The 15612-nt window shown below is 55.3% G+C and carries 12 protein-coding genes; 2 read left to right on the top strand and 10 right to left on the bottom strand.

All coding sequences use genetic code 11. The features are described from left to right. The first annotated feature begins 306 nt into the window (after positions 1–306). Positions 307–1737, top strand: a complete 1431-nt coding sequence (locus KF752_14695) for a BNR-4 repeat-containing protein (GenBank protein ID MBX3422799.1) — start codon at positions 307–309, stop codon at positions 1735–1737. A 261-nt stretch (positions 1738–1998) separates the two neighbouring features. On the opposite strand, the gene KF752_14690 is transcribed toward KF752_14695, so the two are convergent. The 10 genes from KF752_14690 to KF752_14645 form a co-directional block, all read right to left on the bottom strand. Then, complete coding sequence (locus KF752_14690) at positions 1999–2580, bottom strand: DJ-1/PfpI family protein (GenBank protein ID MBX3422798.1); 582 nt, start codon at positions 2578–2580, stop codon at positions 1999–2001. Positions 2581–2683: 103 nt separating this feature from the next. Then, on the bottom strand, positions 2684–3634 hold the full coding sequence (locus KF752_14685) for an NAD(+)/NADH kinase (protein MBX3422797.1): 951 nt from the start codon (positions 3632–3634) through the stop codon (positions 2684–2686). Between the two features lie 16 nt (positions 3635–3650). Beyond that, a complete protein-coding gene (gene dxs, locus KF752_14680) occupies positions 3651–5546 on the bottom strand; it encodes a 1-deoxy-D-xylulose-5-phosphate synthase (GenBank protein ID MBX3422796.1) in 1896 nt (631 codons plus the stop codon). Positions 5547–5557: 11 nt separating this feature from the next. After that, positions 5558–6475: a polyprenyl synthetase family protein gene (locus KF752_14675; protein ID MBX3422795.1), complete on the bottom strand. Its 918-nt coding sequence runs from the start codon at positions 6473–6475 to the stop codon at positions 5558–5560. 48 nt (positions 6476–6523) lie between these two features. Continuing rightward, entirely contained in the window at positions 6524–6883 is a 360-nt protein-coding gene (gene xseB, locus KF752_14670) for an exodeoxyribonuclease VII small subunit (GenBank protein MBX3422794.1), read from the bottom strand. Between the two features lie 1190 nt (positions 6884–8073). Continuing rightward, positions 8074–9867, bottom strand: coding sequence for a hypothetical protein (locus KF752_14665; protein MBX3422793.1), 1794 nt, complete (start codon positions 9865–9867; stop codon positions 8074–8076). A gap of 2 nt (positions 9868–9869) precedes the next feature. Continuing rightward, positions 9870–10877 carry a glycosyltransferase family 2 protein gene (locus KF752_14660; GenBank protein MBX3422792.1) on the bottom strand — a complete coding sequence of 336 codons (1008 nt, stop codon included), beginning with the start codon at positions 10875–10877 and terminating at the stop codon, positions 9870–9872. After that, the gene (locus tag KF752_14655; protein ID MBX3422791.1) at positions 10874–11989 is read right to left on the bottom strand and encodes a flippase-like domain-containing protein; all 1116 of its coding nucleotides are present in this window, start codon (positions 11987–11989) and stop codon (positions 10874–10876) included. The genes KF752_14660 and KF752_14655 overlap by 4 nt, the downstream gene beginning before the upstream one ends. A gap of 18 nt (positions 11990–12007) precedes the next feature. Continuing rightward, positions 12008–13276 (bottom strand): hypothetical protein, encoded by a 1269-nt coding sequence (locus KF752_14650; protein MBX3422790.1) that lies wholly within the window; start codon positions 13274–13276, stop codon positions 12008–12010. Between the two features lie 100 nt (positions 13277–13376). Continuing rightward, positions 13377–14039: a hypothetical protein gene (locus KF752_14645; protein ID MBX3422789.1), complete on the bottom strand. Its 663-nt coding sequence runs from the start codon at positions 14037–14039 to the stop codon at positions 13377–13379. Positions 14040–14177: 138 nt separating this feature from the next. On the opposite strand from KF752_14645, the gene KF752_14640 reads away from it, so the two are divergent. Then, positions 14178–15612 (top strand): M81 family metallopeptidase (locus KF752_14640; GenBank protein ID MBX3422788.1); only part of this gene is annotated, 1435 nt, incomplete at its 3' end.

The raw sequence follows: 15612 nt of genomic DNA, 5'->3' as shown, positions 1-15612 counted from the left end.
CTAAGGATGGAACCGCTAAGACTCGAACCATCAACAATGGTACTGCATCGCAATCGAGGTTAGCGCCCCGCCTTACATGGATTTTTATGATTTAGCTGTTTTTGATTGTCAGGTTAGTAGCTCGGTCAGGCATGAGTCTAAAAGGTTGAGTACTATTACACCATCCGCCTTTGGCCACGGACGGGCCTCGGCAACAGCCTGTTGGCAATTTTGTCCCTCATTCGCAACCGGACCTCTTCCTCAGGCATGCATTGGCCGCTAGTGACGGCTAATCCGTTCAATGAGCATCGACAATTGGAGTTAACTATGCGAACTGCTCGGCTCTTCAACGGTTTCTTGCGGGCCATCGCCTGCTGGTCGCTATTGCACTTCACATGCCTAGGCCAGCAACCACTTGACCGGGAGGACGGGTATCGTGGCATCTGGTACTACAATCAGCCATCCAAGGATCAATATCGCTTCAAATACAGTGGTGGCTTTGCGACTTACCCACAACAACACATTCCGATCGCCTTTTATAGCCCTGAGGCCAATAAGACGTATTTTGTGTATGGCGGCACGTCGGCACGTAGTGACGACGACAAACAGGAACTGCTGCACATGGTTTCCTATTTCGACCACGCAACTGGCTTGGTTCCACAGCCGGTGCGGCTACTGAATAAACAGACCTCCGACGCGCACGACAATCCCACGTTGATGCTGGACGATGACGGCTATCTATGGATATTTTCACCCTCTCACGGCACATCCAGACCATCTTTCGTTCACCGCAGTCGCCAACCCTACTCGATCGAACAATTCGAGCGTGTGTGGCAGACGAATTTCTCATATCCGCAGTCGTGGCATCTTTCGGGTCATGGCTTTTTGTTCCTGCATACGCGCTACAATGTAGGTGCAGAATTTCGGACCGAAGCGGCACGGAGTCTATTCTGGATGACCAGCACCGACGGGTACCAGTGGAGTTCTCCTAATATGCTAGCGGCAATTGAGTTAGGAGATTATCAAGTTAGTTGGCGCCATGGCGGTCGATTAGGTACCGCCTTCGATTATCATCCGCGCCTTGGGGGCCTCAACGCGCGTGCCAACATCTACTACGTGGAAACGATTAATCAAGGGCGCTCCTGGCAAACAGTTGACGGACACCCCGTGACGACACCGATTACGCAGGCGGATGCTGCGGTTCTGGTATACGATTCGCGCAGCGAGGATTTGTTGGTCTATTTAAAGGACTTGAATTTTGACTCTGCTGGCCGGCCTATCATTCTGTTCTTGACCAGCCGAGGTTATCAATCCGGCCCCGAAAACGGACCGCGGCAGTGGAACACAGCGCGCTGGACCGGCGATCGGTGGTTGGTTCAACCGATAACGCAGTCCCTGAACAACTATGACCATGGATCGCTGTACATCGAAGAGGATTCAGTCTGGCGGGTAATTGCTCCCACACAAGCCGGACCTCAGCCTTACAATCCCGGCGGTGAGATGACCATGTGGATTAGCCGCGATCAAGGTGCCACTTGGCAATTGGCCAAGCAGCTCACCCGCGACAGCCTTGTCAATCACACCTATGCGCGTCGTCCGGTCAACGCGCATCCCGATTTTTATGCACTCTGGGCCGACGGACATGGACGCCAGCCATCGCGGTCACACCTTTATTTCACCAACCGCGACGGCACTCATGTCTGGCGACTTCCGCCTACGATGACCAGCCAATTCGCGGCCCCCGAAATAATTTGGTGAAATCTAAGCTCAAGCCAGCCTGAAACGCGAATTCGTTCCGTAGCTTGTCGCGGTTGCCTGCGGCGCCTGCAAGCCACTGAATTGGCTAGCGGCGTACCTGAGTGTATTCTAGCTGCAGTATTTGTCTCCGGGGATGCAGACGGAAGCCCAACGAATCAGGAGCGAGTCTGCAGGATTGGTGAATTGGCTCTGCGATGATCAGTGGCCTCCACGTATCAAGTATATTGCATCAGGCATGATTCGATTGTCGGAGTGTGCGTTTCAAGCTTCTCGCGCTGAACTTTTCGACTGACGTAACATACGAACAAACTCACGGAGGACGGCGGTGTTGTCTTGATAGCCTTGGCCGGTCACGAGTAACCCGTCGACGACACACCGCTCGCCAGTGTAAATGGCACCACCTTGATGCGCGTCCATGGCACACTTGGGTACGGTTGTGACTCGCTTGCCGCGAATGCAGTCAGCAGCAGTCAGCAGCTCAATACCGTGACACAGGCAGGCGATGGGCTTACCGGCCTGGGCAATGTCGCGAATAGCCGCCAATAGATGTTGGTCGTAGCGCAAGTATTCAGGGGCTCGCCCACCGGTGATGAAGGCACCGACAAATTCGTCGGGCTTCAAGTCGCGAAAAGCAACCGAGGCCTGCAAGTGGTAACCAGGACGTTCCTGGGTAATATCCCAGGGGACATCCGGATTGGGTGGCACTTCATGAAGGACAGTGTGATAGAGCCGAGCTTCGGGGCCCGCTACTACGACTTCATAGCCGTCCTCCGGCAAGCGATAGTAGGCGTAGAAGGTATCTAGGGCTTCTGTCGCGTCGCCAATGGGTAGTAGGATTTTCATGGAGCTTCCTGGTGGGTAGGTCTTTGGGCGGGGCGATGCGAAATGTGCATTGTGTAGTTCGCCCTGGGTGATTGGGGCCGTCTATCGGCCCCAGCCAACGGCGCTATCTTGGATGTTGTCGGGGATTGCCGCCCCAGCCGAGCTTATGACGTAGCGTGCGGTATTCGTTCTTGCTGGGTACGTTGACCATCATAAACGCGATAGGGGCGCGGCGAATGCGGTAACAGTCGCCATCTTGCAGTGGCCCAAGCACTCGACCATCGAACACGGCGGAGACCGAGCTGTGGCCCTGGCGTACAATCATGTCGAAGACGCGGTCCACCTGATCGACCACCGGTCGCATGGTCAGCGTGTGTGGGCTGATGGGGCTAATGACTACAGCTTCCAGGCGCCGATGCAGAATCGGGCCGCCGGCCGAAAGATTGTGAGCAGTTGAGCCGACCGGTGTGCTGACGATCAAGCCATCACAACTGTAGGCACAGGCAAACTGTCCGTCGATGTACAGGTCAATGTGCAGCATCGAATAGGGGGGACCGCCTAAGATGGCAGCTTCATTCAAGGCCAACTGCGCGGTCGGAGCCAAACCGCCGATGGCCGTATTGCTAGCCATATTGGCTCCGCTGGCAGGAGTGTTATCCAGCATGGAGGCGGTTGCCCCGTCGCGAAGGATGCAACACTGGAGCATAACGTGCTTGTCGACAGGGTATTCTCCTGCGCATACATGCGGCCAGACTTGTTCTAGTTCGTTGTCATCCAATGCGGCCAAGAACCCCAAGCGTCCAAGGTTGACTCCGATGACGGGCAGTTGATTGAGTCCCATGCGGCGCGCGGCAGACAGAATCGATCCGTCGCCGCCCAGCACGACCACCATGTCCACGTCTAAGGACTGCAGGTCCAGCGTTTCCGTTTCGTCCACAGCGACAATGTCGGCGGATTGTTCGAGGATCCGCAAGACGCGATCACGGACGCTGCTCACGCGCAGTCGATTGACAGATGCTAACACGGCGATGCGCGGCTTGCCGGATACCGATGCCCAGGGAGCCGGGATTTGCATGTTCAGCCGTTTCTAGTTAACTGCAATGCGCAGGGCTACCAGTTAATTCCAAGCATAATCCAACCAGCTTGTCAGGCGAAATGCCCAAATCGCACAACAGATCTTCACGCTCACCGTGGTCGATATAGCGATCGGGGATGCCCAAGCGTCGCATGGGCGGCAATTCCCAGCCATGGTCACAGGCGGCTTCTAACAGGGCGCTGCCAAAACCGCCCGCCAATGCTGATTCTTCGAGCGTCACAACAAACTTGCATTGCCGGAATACTTGCTCCAGCAGTTCGGTATCGAGTGGCTTGATGAATCGAGGATTGATCACAGCAATCTGGACGCCCCGTTCAGCCAACTGGTCAGCAGCTTGAATGGCCATTTCCAATAGTGGTCCAAGCGCGACGATCGCTCCCTCGGTTCCCCAGCGAACGATTTGACCCTTACCACGTTCAATCGGCTGACTGGATAACTTAAGGTCGCGGGCGGTTGCTTTGGGATAGCGAATGGCCGTGGGAGCATCTTGTTGCAACGCAAAGTCGAGCATGGCTGCCAGTTCTGGACCATCGGCCGGAGCCATCGAGATGATATTGGGAAACAGCCTCAGATAGCCAACGTCAAAGACTCCATGGTGCGTAGGACCGTCGGGACCGGCTAACCCCGCGCGATCCATCATCATGACAACCGGCAAGCTTTGCAGTGAAACTTCCTGGAAGATTTGGTCATAACTGCGTTGCAAGAAGGTGCTGTAAATGGCAACGATGGGTCTGACTCCGGTTTTGGCTTGTCCAGCAGCGAAGGCCACAGCATGCGATTCGCAAATGCCCACGTCAAAGAATCGTGAGGGGAACTCGTCTCGCACAGGTTCCAGTTTGTTGCCTTGGCACATGGCGGCAGTCATGACGGTTACATGTTGATCGCGGCGCATCGCACTGGCAATCGCGTCGCGCGCAAAATTGGTAAACGCGGGCGAACCGCCACTGCTCATAAACTTGGCTTGTCCTTGCTGGTCTTCAAAAGCCGGTGGCGTATGGAAGAGTACCGGGTCTTGAGCGGCAGGTTGATAACCGTGGCCCTTTTCGGTTACCACATGCAACAAGACCGGTCCTTCTTCCTTGTCCAGCATCTTCAGATACTTGCGGAGCAGGCCAATATCGTGACCATCGATTGGACCGACGTAACGAATGCCTAGCTCTTCAAACAACATTCCGCCATGCAAGCCGGCTTTGACGGCTTCTTTAATCTGCGCCAGCAGTCGCTCAGTGGGGTCTCCGAGAACGGGCACATGTCCCAGCATTTTGACGACTTCATGCTTGAGTCCGGTATAAAACGGATTGGAACGCAAGCGATCGAGATAGCTGGCCATCGAACCCACGCGCGGGCAGATGCTCATTCGATTGTCGTTAAGCACAATCAGCAACTTGCTCTTAAGTTCCCCGGCGTTGTTCAGTGCCTCGAAGACGATACCTGACGGAAACGCACCGTCGCCGATTACGGCTACGCTGCGTCGCTGGGGTTGATTCATCAAATCATCGCCGCTCTTTAGTCCCAAAGCGGTCGAGACACTGCAACCGGCGTGACCGGTCATGAACAGGTCGTAGGGACTTTCTGCTGGATTGGGATAACCCATCAAGCCGTCGCGTGTGCGAATCGAAGCGAATTGCGCGTAACGGCCTGTGACCAGTTTGTGCGGGTATATCTGATGGCCTGTATCCCAGATTAGCCGATCTGTGCGAAAGTCGTAGACGCTGTGCAGCGCGAGGCACAGCTCAACGACTCCCAGGTTCGATGCAAAGTGTGCCGTCCGAATGCTCAACAGGCCACACAGCACGTGACGAATTTCTTCGGCAGCCGTCTCCAATTCGTGCAGACTCATCGAATGTAGATCGAGAGCTGACTGAATACGCGGAAGAATAGAAAGTGTCATGGATTCTCGTCTTAGTGCGTTCGCTCGATTACAAACCGCGCCAACTCTTTTAGTTTAGTCGATCGACCGCCAAGTACCGATAGGATTTCGCAGGCTTGTTCGGCCAGTTCTTGGGCCGTTTGCCGAGACCGTTCCAGGCCGACCAGCCCGGGATAGGTCAATTTGCCGTGGCGGGAGTCCTTGCCGGTGGCCTTACCAAGCTGCTGCGGGGTGCTTTCCAAATCTAAGCAGTCATCCACGATCTGAAAAGCCAAGCCCAAAGATCGGCCAAAGGCCCCCAATCGCCCCAGCAACTCTGGAGCCGCACCGCCAATCACGCCTCCCATCCTGAGGCTGGCTTCTATTAGCGCACTGGTCTTGCGAAGGTGGATGCTTTGGAGCAGCTCTGCGGTCTGGCCGGCAGTGTCTGGCAGCTGACCAAACCGGCCTTCGGCCAGCAGGTCATCCATCTGTCCTCCAACCAACTTACTTGGCCCGGCGGCCTCGGCCAAGATCGCACAGCACTGGACGGCCATTTCACTAGGCAGCAATTTGCACAGCGTTTCGATGGCCAGCATCTGCAGGCTATCGCCAGCCAATACGGCAGTTGCTTCATCAAATTGAATGTGGCAAGTTGGCAGTCCGCGGCGCAACGAATCGTTGTCCATGCAAGGCAGATCGTCGTGGATCAACGAATAGACGTGCATCAATTCGACGGCAACCGCTGCGGGTATCGCCCGAGTCCACTGCCCAGAGACCGCTTCGCAGGCGAGCAGCACTAGTGCCGGGCGCAAACGCTTGCCGGGAGCTAATACGCTGTAGCGAATCGCAGCGCTCAATCGACTGGGGCAGCCATCACGATCGGCCGTACATTGATGCAACGCCTGCTGGATGGCTGGAATCAGAGGAGCTATGGTTTCATCGAGCCGGCTGACGGTAGATTGCTGCATGGATGGATTTGGCGAAGGAGGGCAATTCAGATTTTTACGAACGATGCGCTAGAAACTGGTTTCGTCGATATCAATGCTGTCAATGCTATCTGCGCTTCGACGACGGCTGCGATCGGCTCGTTTCTGCTCAAGCGACTTAGCTGTCTGATCAAGAGACTGCGCCGTCTGGTCGAAAGGTTGTGCGATTGGGTTGCCTTCGCTGTCTACGCCAGATAGCAATTCTACGGTCCGCTCGGCCTTGGCCAATCGTTGGTGGCACAGCTGAATAAGTCCGATCGCGCGGCTGTATCCGGTCAGATCCTCTTCCAATGTTCCGCCACCCTGTTCTAAGCGGCGTACAATCTGCTCCAATTCGGCCATTGCAGGCTCCAATTGTGGCGGCTCCTCGTCATTTTTTCGCTTCGACATGGCCGACAGACTAGGCAAATGGCGAATAGGGTATGGCGGTCAAAGTACCAAAATGTAGCTGGTAGGACCAGCATTATCGCTACGACCCCATTCTAGCCTAGTGGCCCTACACATGCCCAGCTCGACTGGAGCGGATCGGCTATGCGTCCCTCCATAAAAGATAGTAGGAATAACTGGAGAATTCCCCAATCATCTGCGGGAATTGCGCAACCGGTCTCGACACAAAATGCCCCAGAATTTTCCGATCAAAGCGAGCGAATTGGCCAATCTGGCTAGTTCGTTGAAAGAGCGCTTACAGCGCTTTTCCAGCGATCCGGAGACGGGTGTCGAAACTGCTGTTGGAGACCCTGTGCGGCAGTCTGGGCGCTGGGGCGAAGTGGGACAATCAGCGGCTCAGAATTTATCCTCCTGGAATAACAACTCGGCAACGGCTTCACCATCCCCCAGTCAACCGACAGCAGTGGTTGATAACGATTCGTCCACACTGGCCGTTCAGCAGATGAGTGAACTCATCGGCCAGACTCTACACAATTGGCGCACAGAGTTTCGGTTGCTGTTGGCCGACGCCATGAATGAGCAGAGGGCGGCGATGCGCCGCGATGTGCTGGAGATTCAACTTGATATGGAACGACGCTGGCAAGCCAAGTTCGCAGCCAGCAACTCGACGAGTCATACGAACGGATTGCGGCAGCGCGAAATGTCTGTGGTCCTTGAAGAAATAGATCGACTGGAGATCGCCATCGCTGGGATGAGGGATTTGGAAGACCAGCTAACTCAGGCCGAACGTGACCGGGAAATGCTGCGCACTCAAAACGAAGATCTCGCGACCAGATTGGCTCAACAAGCCACTGGCATAGCTGGCAGCACGATGGCTGGAGCATCGGGCTTGGAGCAATTGACTTGGGAGCAGCGCAAGCAAAGGATGCTTACGCAACTTGACTCAGATTCAAGCAGCGGCGAATGTTCGCGCAGCCAACGATTGGAAATCGAGCGGGTGATTGCGGCCACTGACGAGGAGATCGCGCGACGAGACGAGGAGATCGAAGATTTGCGAAGAATCGTGGCTGCTCAATCGGACTCACGAGAAGGTGTTGCTATTGGCGCTGTCGGCTTGGCTGGACTGCTGGATGCCGATGAACTTATTCTGCAGGAGCGGCAGAAGCTGCAAGAAATCCAGCAGGAGTGGGAGGCTAAGCTTCGGCAGGCGGAGATCGATCTATCGTTAGAACGTGCGAAGATAGCTCGCGAGCGAGCTGATATGGAGCTGCAGATTTCTCAGGCAGCTCAGCAGCAATCGCAACCGCCACTTGGGGATAAGCAGCGGCGGTGGATGGACTATCTTGGACTGAAAGAGGAATCCAGTGCATCAGCCACGGATGCGACCACGGATTCTTCCACGGATAAGTCGCGGAAAAAATGCTGACTAGCAACATCGTCACGATTAATGTCCAAGCTCCCGTGAAGCGAGTCGATTTGATGCCCGCAATGGCTAGCCAGAACCACAAGGGATACAACCAAAAGACCCAGCGCAACCCGCTACATACGCCTCCATAATTTCGATCGTCCACTGGCCGCATCCAATAGAAAATCAGCACAACAATACTGGTCATCGCAATTGCGACAGTTAGTAGAAAGCTGTCAGGAGTGAACTGCCGATTGGCCAGCCAGTGCCAGCCGATTCCAACCGCGCCGATCAAGCTGAAAATCCAAAATGGAGTAAGGCTAAAAATGCCATGGTGTCCAACCAGGCAGTGCATGGCGTAACGCACTCGACTGGGTTCACCGATATCCACACCCTGTTTCTTGCCATCCACCCAATAGCTGGTCGGGAAATCGTACCAATCTCCCCAGTGATAGATACCCACAGTTTGGTTTGCTAGATCGGCTTTCAATGCCAGTCGCCACTGAGACGACTCGTCCCACAATTCCCACAGTTGTGTATTGCGTCTGGCGCGACCGATTTTGGCTTGGGGACTCAGGTGGATGTTGTGCGGTGCCAGCGCTTGGGCCAATTGCGCAACGTCCAATTGCGAGACATCTTCGCTTTCACTTAGCGGTAAGGTTGTAATCGATGCTCCCAGGCCCCGCTGCGAATAAGCTGGTCGGAATGTGCCATGCGCCCAATAGTTGGTTGCAAAGAACGCTAGGGTGATAGGCACTAGTGAGGGCGCATAGACCCCCAACGTCTTTCGCCAATCAACTCCCAACAATATCAAGCCAACCAGCACCAGCCACGACAGTGCCGGCATTTCATTGGCAGCCAGAAAGCTGGTTGATAGTCCGCATAAGGCAAACCAGCGGCGACGGCGATCTGCGTGATGGATGATTCTTAGCAGGCAAGCCAACGACACACCTGCAGCGACTGCGGCTGGCAAGTGATTGTTGAGTGTGTTCGAGAAGGTAGACAGGAATGTACCCAGCGTTGCGAAGGCTGCCAACGCTCCAAAACGCAAGTCGTCCAGTTGAGCTCGCCGCGCCCAACTGATCAGCAGCCACCACAGTCCAACTAGCGGTAACAAGTTGACCAGCACAAGCATCAGGCGGGCCACCAAGAATGGCTGAGCCATCAGCGTAGCGCCTGTGGTAGCACGCACCAGCCAGTACACGCCAGCATACACAGTTGGCAGTAGTGGAGGTTTGCTGCTGTAATAGTGCTGAAGACCATCCCGGCCACGATGCTGAACCAGGTCAATCGTGTACCAAGTGCGGCGATTGGTTTGCGGATCGCGAATTTCAATGACTTCATCAATGGCGTAGCTGCCATTAACGACCAGTGACAGGATCGTGCACCAACGACTGCGATCATTGGCGCTGAGGAATGGTGTTTCGCCGGTGCTGGACTGAACAGTGGCGATGCGCACCAGTTGAACGGCTGCCGCGATCAATAGGACGCAAATTCCTATCCAGCCCTGGCGATTGGACCTTGAAGACAAATCACTAGCCAAGATTGCCTGCCTGCCGTGGAATGGTACTTCCTTGCTCAATTCTATTCCCTCGGTTTCAAGGTCGACTTGACCAACCGTCCGTTCGAAGCCTGATCGGACTGGTCGGTATCATTGGCCACGCTGTAGGGTGCCCGATCGGGGCGGAGCATAGCGGTAATCAACTCGGCCAGGAATCCCATGCTAACCAACTGAATTCCCAGCAGTACTGCTAAGATGCAAAAATAAAAACTGGCCCGCTGGTGCAGGTGAAGGACCGTCGCATCTGTCGCCAATCGACTGACGGCCCACCATACCGACAAGATCAACAGCCCTACATTCCCGAGGCCAAAGCTGATCAAGCCAAACGATCCCAACAGGTGCTGAGGGCGATTGCCGTAGCCCGTCAGAAAGTGAACCGTCATTAGGTCTAGAAAACCTTTGATGAATCGCTCCCAACCGTATTTGGAATGCCCGTGTTGTCGAGGTCGATGTTGAACGGAAATCTCCGTAACGCGAAATCCGCGCGCAGCTGCCAATACCGGAACGAAGCGATGCATTTCACCGTACAAGTGGACTTCGCTGAGCACCTCGCGGCGATAGGCCTTCAATCCACAATTGTGGTCGTGCAGATAGACGTTTGTCAGGCGGTTGATTAGCCAGTTGAAGACTCGACTAGGCCAAACCTTGTGCCAGGGATCATTTCGAATCTCCTTCCAACCGGAAACAACATCAAACCCCCTATCAAGCTCGACTAACAGTCGCGGGATCTCACGTGGATCATCCTGCAAGTCGGCATCCATCGAAATGACTACCGACCCACGGGCTCGATCAAAACCAGCCGCCAGGGCCGCTGCCTTGCCAAAGTTTCGCCGCAAGCGAACACCGCGCACATTAGCATGCCGTTGGCTTAGGCTGTGGATTGTATGCCACGATTGATCGGTGGAACCATCGTCGATCAGCAGCAGCTCGAAGTCCAGCTTGGCATCGTCCGCAGTCTCAGCAATTTGTCGGTGCAGTTCGACCAAGCTATCTTGTTCGTTATAGACCGGCACGACAATGGATATGCTCATGGCGACTTAGCAAGTTGAACTTGAGCGGGTAGACGTAAAAAATAGCAAACACCAACCATCACCAGTTCGGTAATCAACCACACGACGCGTAGCCAAACCGCACAGCACAGGGCGGCAGTTGGTCCGACGACTGGGGCCAAAACCATCGACAATATCACCTCGCGCACACCGGCTCCACCTGGTACCAACGACACAAATCCCAGCACGACGGCCAGCGCGCAGGCTCCGTAGACGCTCAACCAAAACTGCACCTGCCCTACGCCGGCTACTTGGGTACTCGGCAAACCTTGCAATACGCAACCTAAGCTTAATCCAAACGCTAACCAGGCGAAACCGAGAATCAGCCAACCGTAAAACATCAGTCCAATGTTCAGCCGACTGGACCACTGCTCCAGCGTCTCTTGGGCTACTCCAGGTTGAAAGCGTTTTAACAAATAACGCAACAGTGGCGGAGAGGTCGGGAGCAACATCGACAGCAATAGCCCAGCCGCTAATAGGGAGAACCGCCAGTCAAGGTTCAATAGAATAAGACTACCAGCCGCGACCGCGCCACCCACGGCCATCATGGTTAACGTCTCCATGAAAATGGTGAGCATCGTAGCCACCTGTCGCACACCATGCGCGGTCAGCACTGACAGTCTTACCACAATCACCATGGCTTTGCCGGGAACATACTTGCCAAGGCCACCATAGAAGTAAGCCCACAATGCCTGGCGCCAAGGTACGCGCTGCCCCAGGGCTCCCAGACATACCAACCAGTAACCAGCGGCAAACAGCATTCCAACTGCGTAGGCCAACCCGGACAGCGCCAAATATCGCCAATCGGCCTTCCAAAAATCACGTGCTTCAGTGCGGACTTTCGCCGCCTGATGCCGCAAAAGCGTTGCCTGTTGGCTGGCGGCGCTGCTTGATTCAGCCTCGGTGCCGGCCGCCGCTGACGCTTCAAGCTCTGTTGCCTCCTGCTCCAACCGGTCGGCCCGCTCGTCCAACTCGACCTGTTGTGCTTGCAATTGATTGGTTGAATTCTGAACCGAACGCACGACCCCCCAGACGACAACCAACCACACACAGGCGTGGGCCAACAACTTCGTCACATTCCTTGACTGCTTCATGGCATCCTTTGGTACGGCCTAGAGCTTGAGGTGATCGCCATAAGCGTAATCGACCGGTTGATATGCAATGGCCAACTCTGGAGTTTCTAACCGCCGAAATCCTTGGTGTCGCGACGTCATGAGTCGGTCCAGGGCACCTGCGGTCAACATGTTGCGCTCAACAGGGTAGGCGGGCTGGCCAGTATGAATCATCGACTCAATCCCTTTGAGCAGGCAGGCAAAGTGCGGATAGCGAGGTTCGGTGCGCTCATCAAAACGGGTTACGACTTGATCGCCGGTGGTCGTCTTCACTGCTGCGGTAATCGCTTTGGCCGAACCTGCCAGCATCAACACAGGAACCACTAATCCATCACGATAGCCCACTACGAACAAGGCGGTGTCCTGATGTTCAGACTCGGCAATTGCCACCGACGGGGCTTGAGCGCACTCAAGCGCATCCTTTAGCAACTGGGCGTCGATGAGCCCCTCGGCAATCAATGGCTGCACATCGGCCAACGGACGACAGTGAACGAACTGGATGCCCCGCTCTGATCGAGCCCGCCGTTCCACTATGCTCTGCAAGAATTCGAGCGTATGGATGCCGTAAATGTCTAATCCCGAATAGCCAATTGCAAGGCAGCTTTTCACTTCGGCTCCCCAGGCGAGCGTTACATCCGGTGTTCGATAGCCGACCGGAGCGGAAGAGCCTGCCATCCAAGGCACGTTTAACTCGCGTGCCCGCCGATACATCCACTGGGCGTCGTCCCACTGTGGTCCAGGATGCTTGTCGTTGAATACCGGTACGACGCTGCCGCATTCTGAGAATGTATCTAGTATCTCTTGGAAAAACCTCCTGCGCGGATAGAGGTGCTGGCCAAGTTCGTTGTACGGATAGTCGCCATGTTCACCAATACTGATCACTCCATCTACGGCCAGTCTTGAACCACCTAGGGTTAGCGCTTCACGAATCGACCGGCACATCCGAAAGCCGTGCTGCCTGGCAAAACCGACTGACATGTCATCGGCTGGGAATTGATCGACGTACAGTGACACCAGTTCCAAATTCGGTCCCAGGCCACCATCGTGCTTCCAGCCTTGCAAGATCTTGGTCAGGATGACGTCGGCGTGTGAGTTGGGCCGATAGATGGTGACTACTCCGGCGACTTTCTTCTTACTGCTTGCGGTCGGCGCGGCAGGTAACTGTCGCTGCGCCATCCAGCCTGCACCCATGCCGACGGTGGCAGCAAAGAACTCTCGGCGGCTGCGGCTCTGTAAGTTGACAAGTTCGAAGCTGGGGTATTGAGCCATGCCGAAATTCTGTGTGCAATAGAATGCGAGGGCAATCCACCTACTGGTGAGCGCAGCCGTTTGTTCACTGTGATCCGTAGGGCTGGTTATACCTTATCTGCTAGAGGATGCCATACTTGTCAAACGCCTGTTTGGCACTGAGGCCGGATTGAATCGCCTGGCGGACGCGATCTTCGCCGGTTACTTTGGCCAGCGCCCGAGATAGTGCTTCCTGTTCCACATCTTCGGGAATCACTACAATTCCATCCGCATCGGCAATGACCAATTCGCCAGGCCGAAAGACAACCGAGTCAATTTCCACGGCAACATCCATGTCAATCACGCGCTGGCGGTGAAGACTGTCGTAAACGCAAGTGCCCCTGGCAAATACGGGGAAGCCAATCGCTGTCATTTTTGCTGTATCGCGAACGGCACCGTCGATGATCGCGCCAACGCATCCATGCTTGAGGGCGGCTGTGGTTAACAGCTCGCCCCAAATTCCACTGCGTGTTGAACCTCCGGCTGCCGCAATCAGCACATCGTCTGACTGGCAGGAATCCACGGCGCGCAATTCCAGTTCGTATGGTCGTGAATCGTGGTGATACATGTCGGCCCACAGGGTTGTCTTGCAACGACCAATCAGCACACTGTTGTCCGCAGTTGGCATTCGAGTCTGCAAGTGCAGGGCAGGGCGGGGCGATTGATGGTGATAGCCCAAGCTGTCCAGTGCATCGCACACTACGGCACTGTACAGCAAGGATCGCAGTTGATGATAATCATGCACGTTGCCAATCTCCTGTGGAAAAATGAATTCTGCTCGTTGTGGCAATTCGGTTGTGCGTAACGGCTAGAATAGTTCACTGCAGCCGACTCGCAGAGCACGGCTGCATGGATTCCCATCCTCGCGTCTACTTAAATCATGTTGCGCATTGGCATTCTCGGTCTACTGCACGAGTCCAACACGTTTGTCCAACAGCGGACGACCCTGCGTCATTTTCAGGACGACTTGTACCTTGAGGGTAGCGAACTGGTTACACGCCTCGGCAGCAGCCATCATGAAATCGGTGGATTTATCAGCGGTTTACATCAATTGGCCAAGGATCAAGCTATACAGCCAGTGCCACTCATGGTAGCCCGGGCGACGCCCAGTGGACCGATCGCTGCCGAAGCGCTGGACAGCCTGGTCGATCACATACGAGCGCTGGTTGAGCGTAACAAACCATTAGATGGCTTGCTAGTAGCCGCTCATGGTGCGGCGGTGTCTGAGGCTCACTTGGATGCGGATGGCTACTGGCTCAGCCAAGTTCGCCAGGCATTGCCCGGTGAAGTACCAGTCATCGCGACCTTGGACCCTCACGCAAATCTATCCGCCCAAATGGTCCAAGCATGCACGGCTTTGATTGCCTATCGAACCAATCCTCATTTGGATCAGCGGGAGCGCGGACTTGAGGCGGCTCGATTGATGGTCGATACACTGACAGGTCGCGTGCATCCGGTGATGGCAGCTCGCTTTCCTCCCTTGGTAATCAACATCGAACGGCAGTGTACCGCCGAGCCGCATCTTCGACGACACTTCGATTTGGCGGACCAACAACTGTTGCAGCCACGAGTCCTGTCCAATAGTGTTCTGTTGGGATTTCCCTACGCTGATGTGTTCGAAATGGGCGCGTCAGCCATCGTTATTACCGATGCCGATCCGAAGTTGGCGAATCAATTTGCCGACCAGCTCGCCGACAGCCTGTGGTCACACCGCCACGAGTTGATTGGTCAACTGGTCAGCCTGCACGAGGCGCTACAGCTTGTCACACATATTTCACCAACACCAGTTTGCCTGTTAGATATGGGTGACAACGTAGGCGGAGGGTCAGCCGCTGACGGAACGTTCATCGCCCAATCGCTGTTGCAGCGTCAGTTGGGGCCGGCCTTGGTGTGCATCTACGACTTGGCGGCGGTTGCTCGATGCCAGCAGGCTGGCGTCGGAGCTATCGTGTCGTTGGAGGTCGGTGGGCACACGGATCAGCTCCATGGACCACCTCTGCAAGTGCGAGTTCAAGTTCGCTCGTTGCACAATGGCAAATTCTGTGAACCGAAGGCGCGGCACGGAGGCATCATCCAGTACGACCAAGGTTTGTCGGCAGTAGTTCAAGTGGTCGACCAGCCGCTGACGTTGCTACTGACTTCAAAACGGATGGTGCCTTTCAGCCTACAGCAGTTGATCTCGTGTGGCATTCAGCCTGGTGACTATCGAATACTGGTAGCCAAAGGGGTTCATGCGCCTCTGGCAGCTTATCGTGAGGTGTGTGACCAGTTCATTCGCGTCAATACGCCGGGCTCCACCTGTGCGGACCTGACGCAAC

Source organism: Pirellulaceae bacterium, from assembly GCA_019636385.1.
Lineage (GTDB): Bacteria > Planctomycetota > Planctomycetia > Pirellulales > Pirellulaceae > Aureliella.
The sequence above is the reverse complement of the archived record's forward strand: the minus strand, read 5'-3'. Positions and strand labels throughout refer to the sequence as shown.

What these genes read in the sequence shown, in the direction of transcription:
- KF752_14675 (MBX3422795.1), bottom strand. Translation starts at nt 6,475, where the DNA reads ATGCAGCAATCTACCGTCAGCCGGCTCGATGAAACCATAGCTCCTCTG.
- KF752_14695 (MBX3422799.1), top strand. Translation starts at nt 307, where the DNA reads ATGCGAACTGCTCGGCTCTTCAACGGTTTCTTGCGGGCCATCGCCTGC.
- KF752_14685 (MBX3422797.1), bottom strand. Translation starts at nt 3,634, where the DNA reads ATGCAAATCCCGGCTCCCTGGGCATCGGTATCCGGCAAGCCGCGCATC.
- KF752_14655 (MBX3422791.1), bottom strand. Translation starts at nt 11,989, where the DNA reads ATGAAGCAGTCAAGGAATGTGACGAAGTTGTTGGCCCACGCCTGTGTG.
- KF752_14650 (MBX3422790.1), bottom strand. Translation starts at nt 13,276, where the DNA reads ATGGCTCAATACCCCAGCTTCGAACTTGTCAACTTACAGAGCCGCAGC.
- dxs (MBX3422796.1), bottom strand. Translation starts at nt 5,546, where the DNA reads ATGACACTTTCTATTCTTCCGCGTATTCAGTCAGCTCTCGATCTACAT.
- KF752_14660 (MBX3422792.1), bottom strand. Translation starts at nt 10,877, where the DNA reads ATGAGCATATCCATTGTCGTGCCGGTCTATAACGAACAAGATAGCTTG.
- KF752_14690 (MBX3422798.1), bottom strand. Translation starts at nt 2,580, where the DNA reads ATGAAAATCCTACTACCCATTGGCGACGCGACAGAAGCCCTAGATACC.
- xseB (MBX3422794.1), bottom strand. Translation starts at nt 6,883, where the DNA reads ATGTCGAAGCGAAAAAATGACGAGGAGCCGCCACAATTGGAGCCTGCA.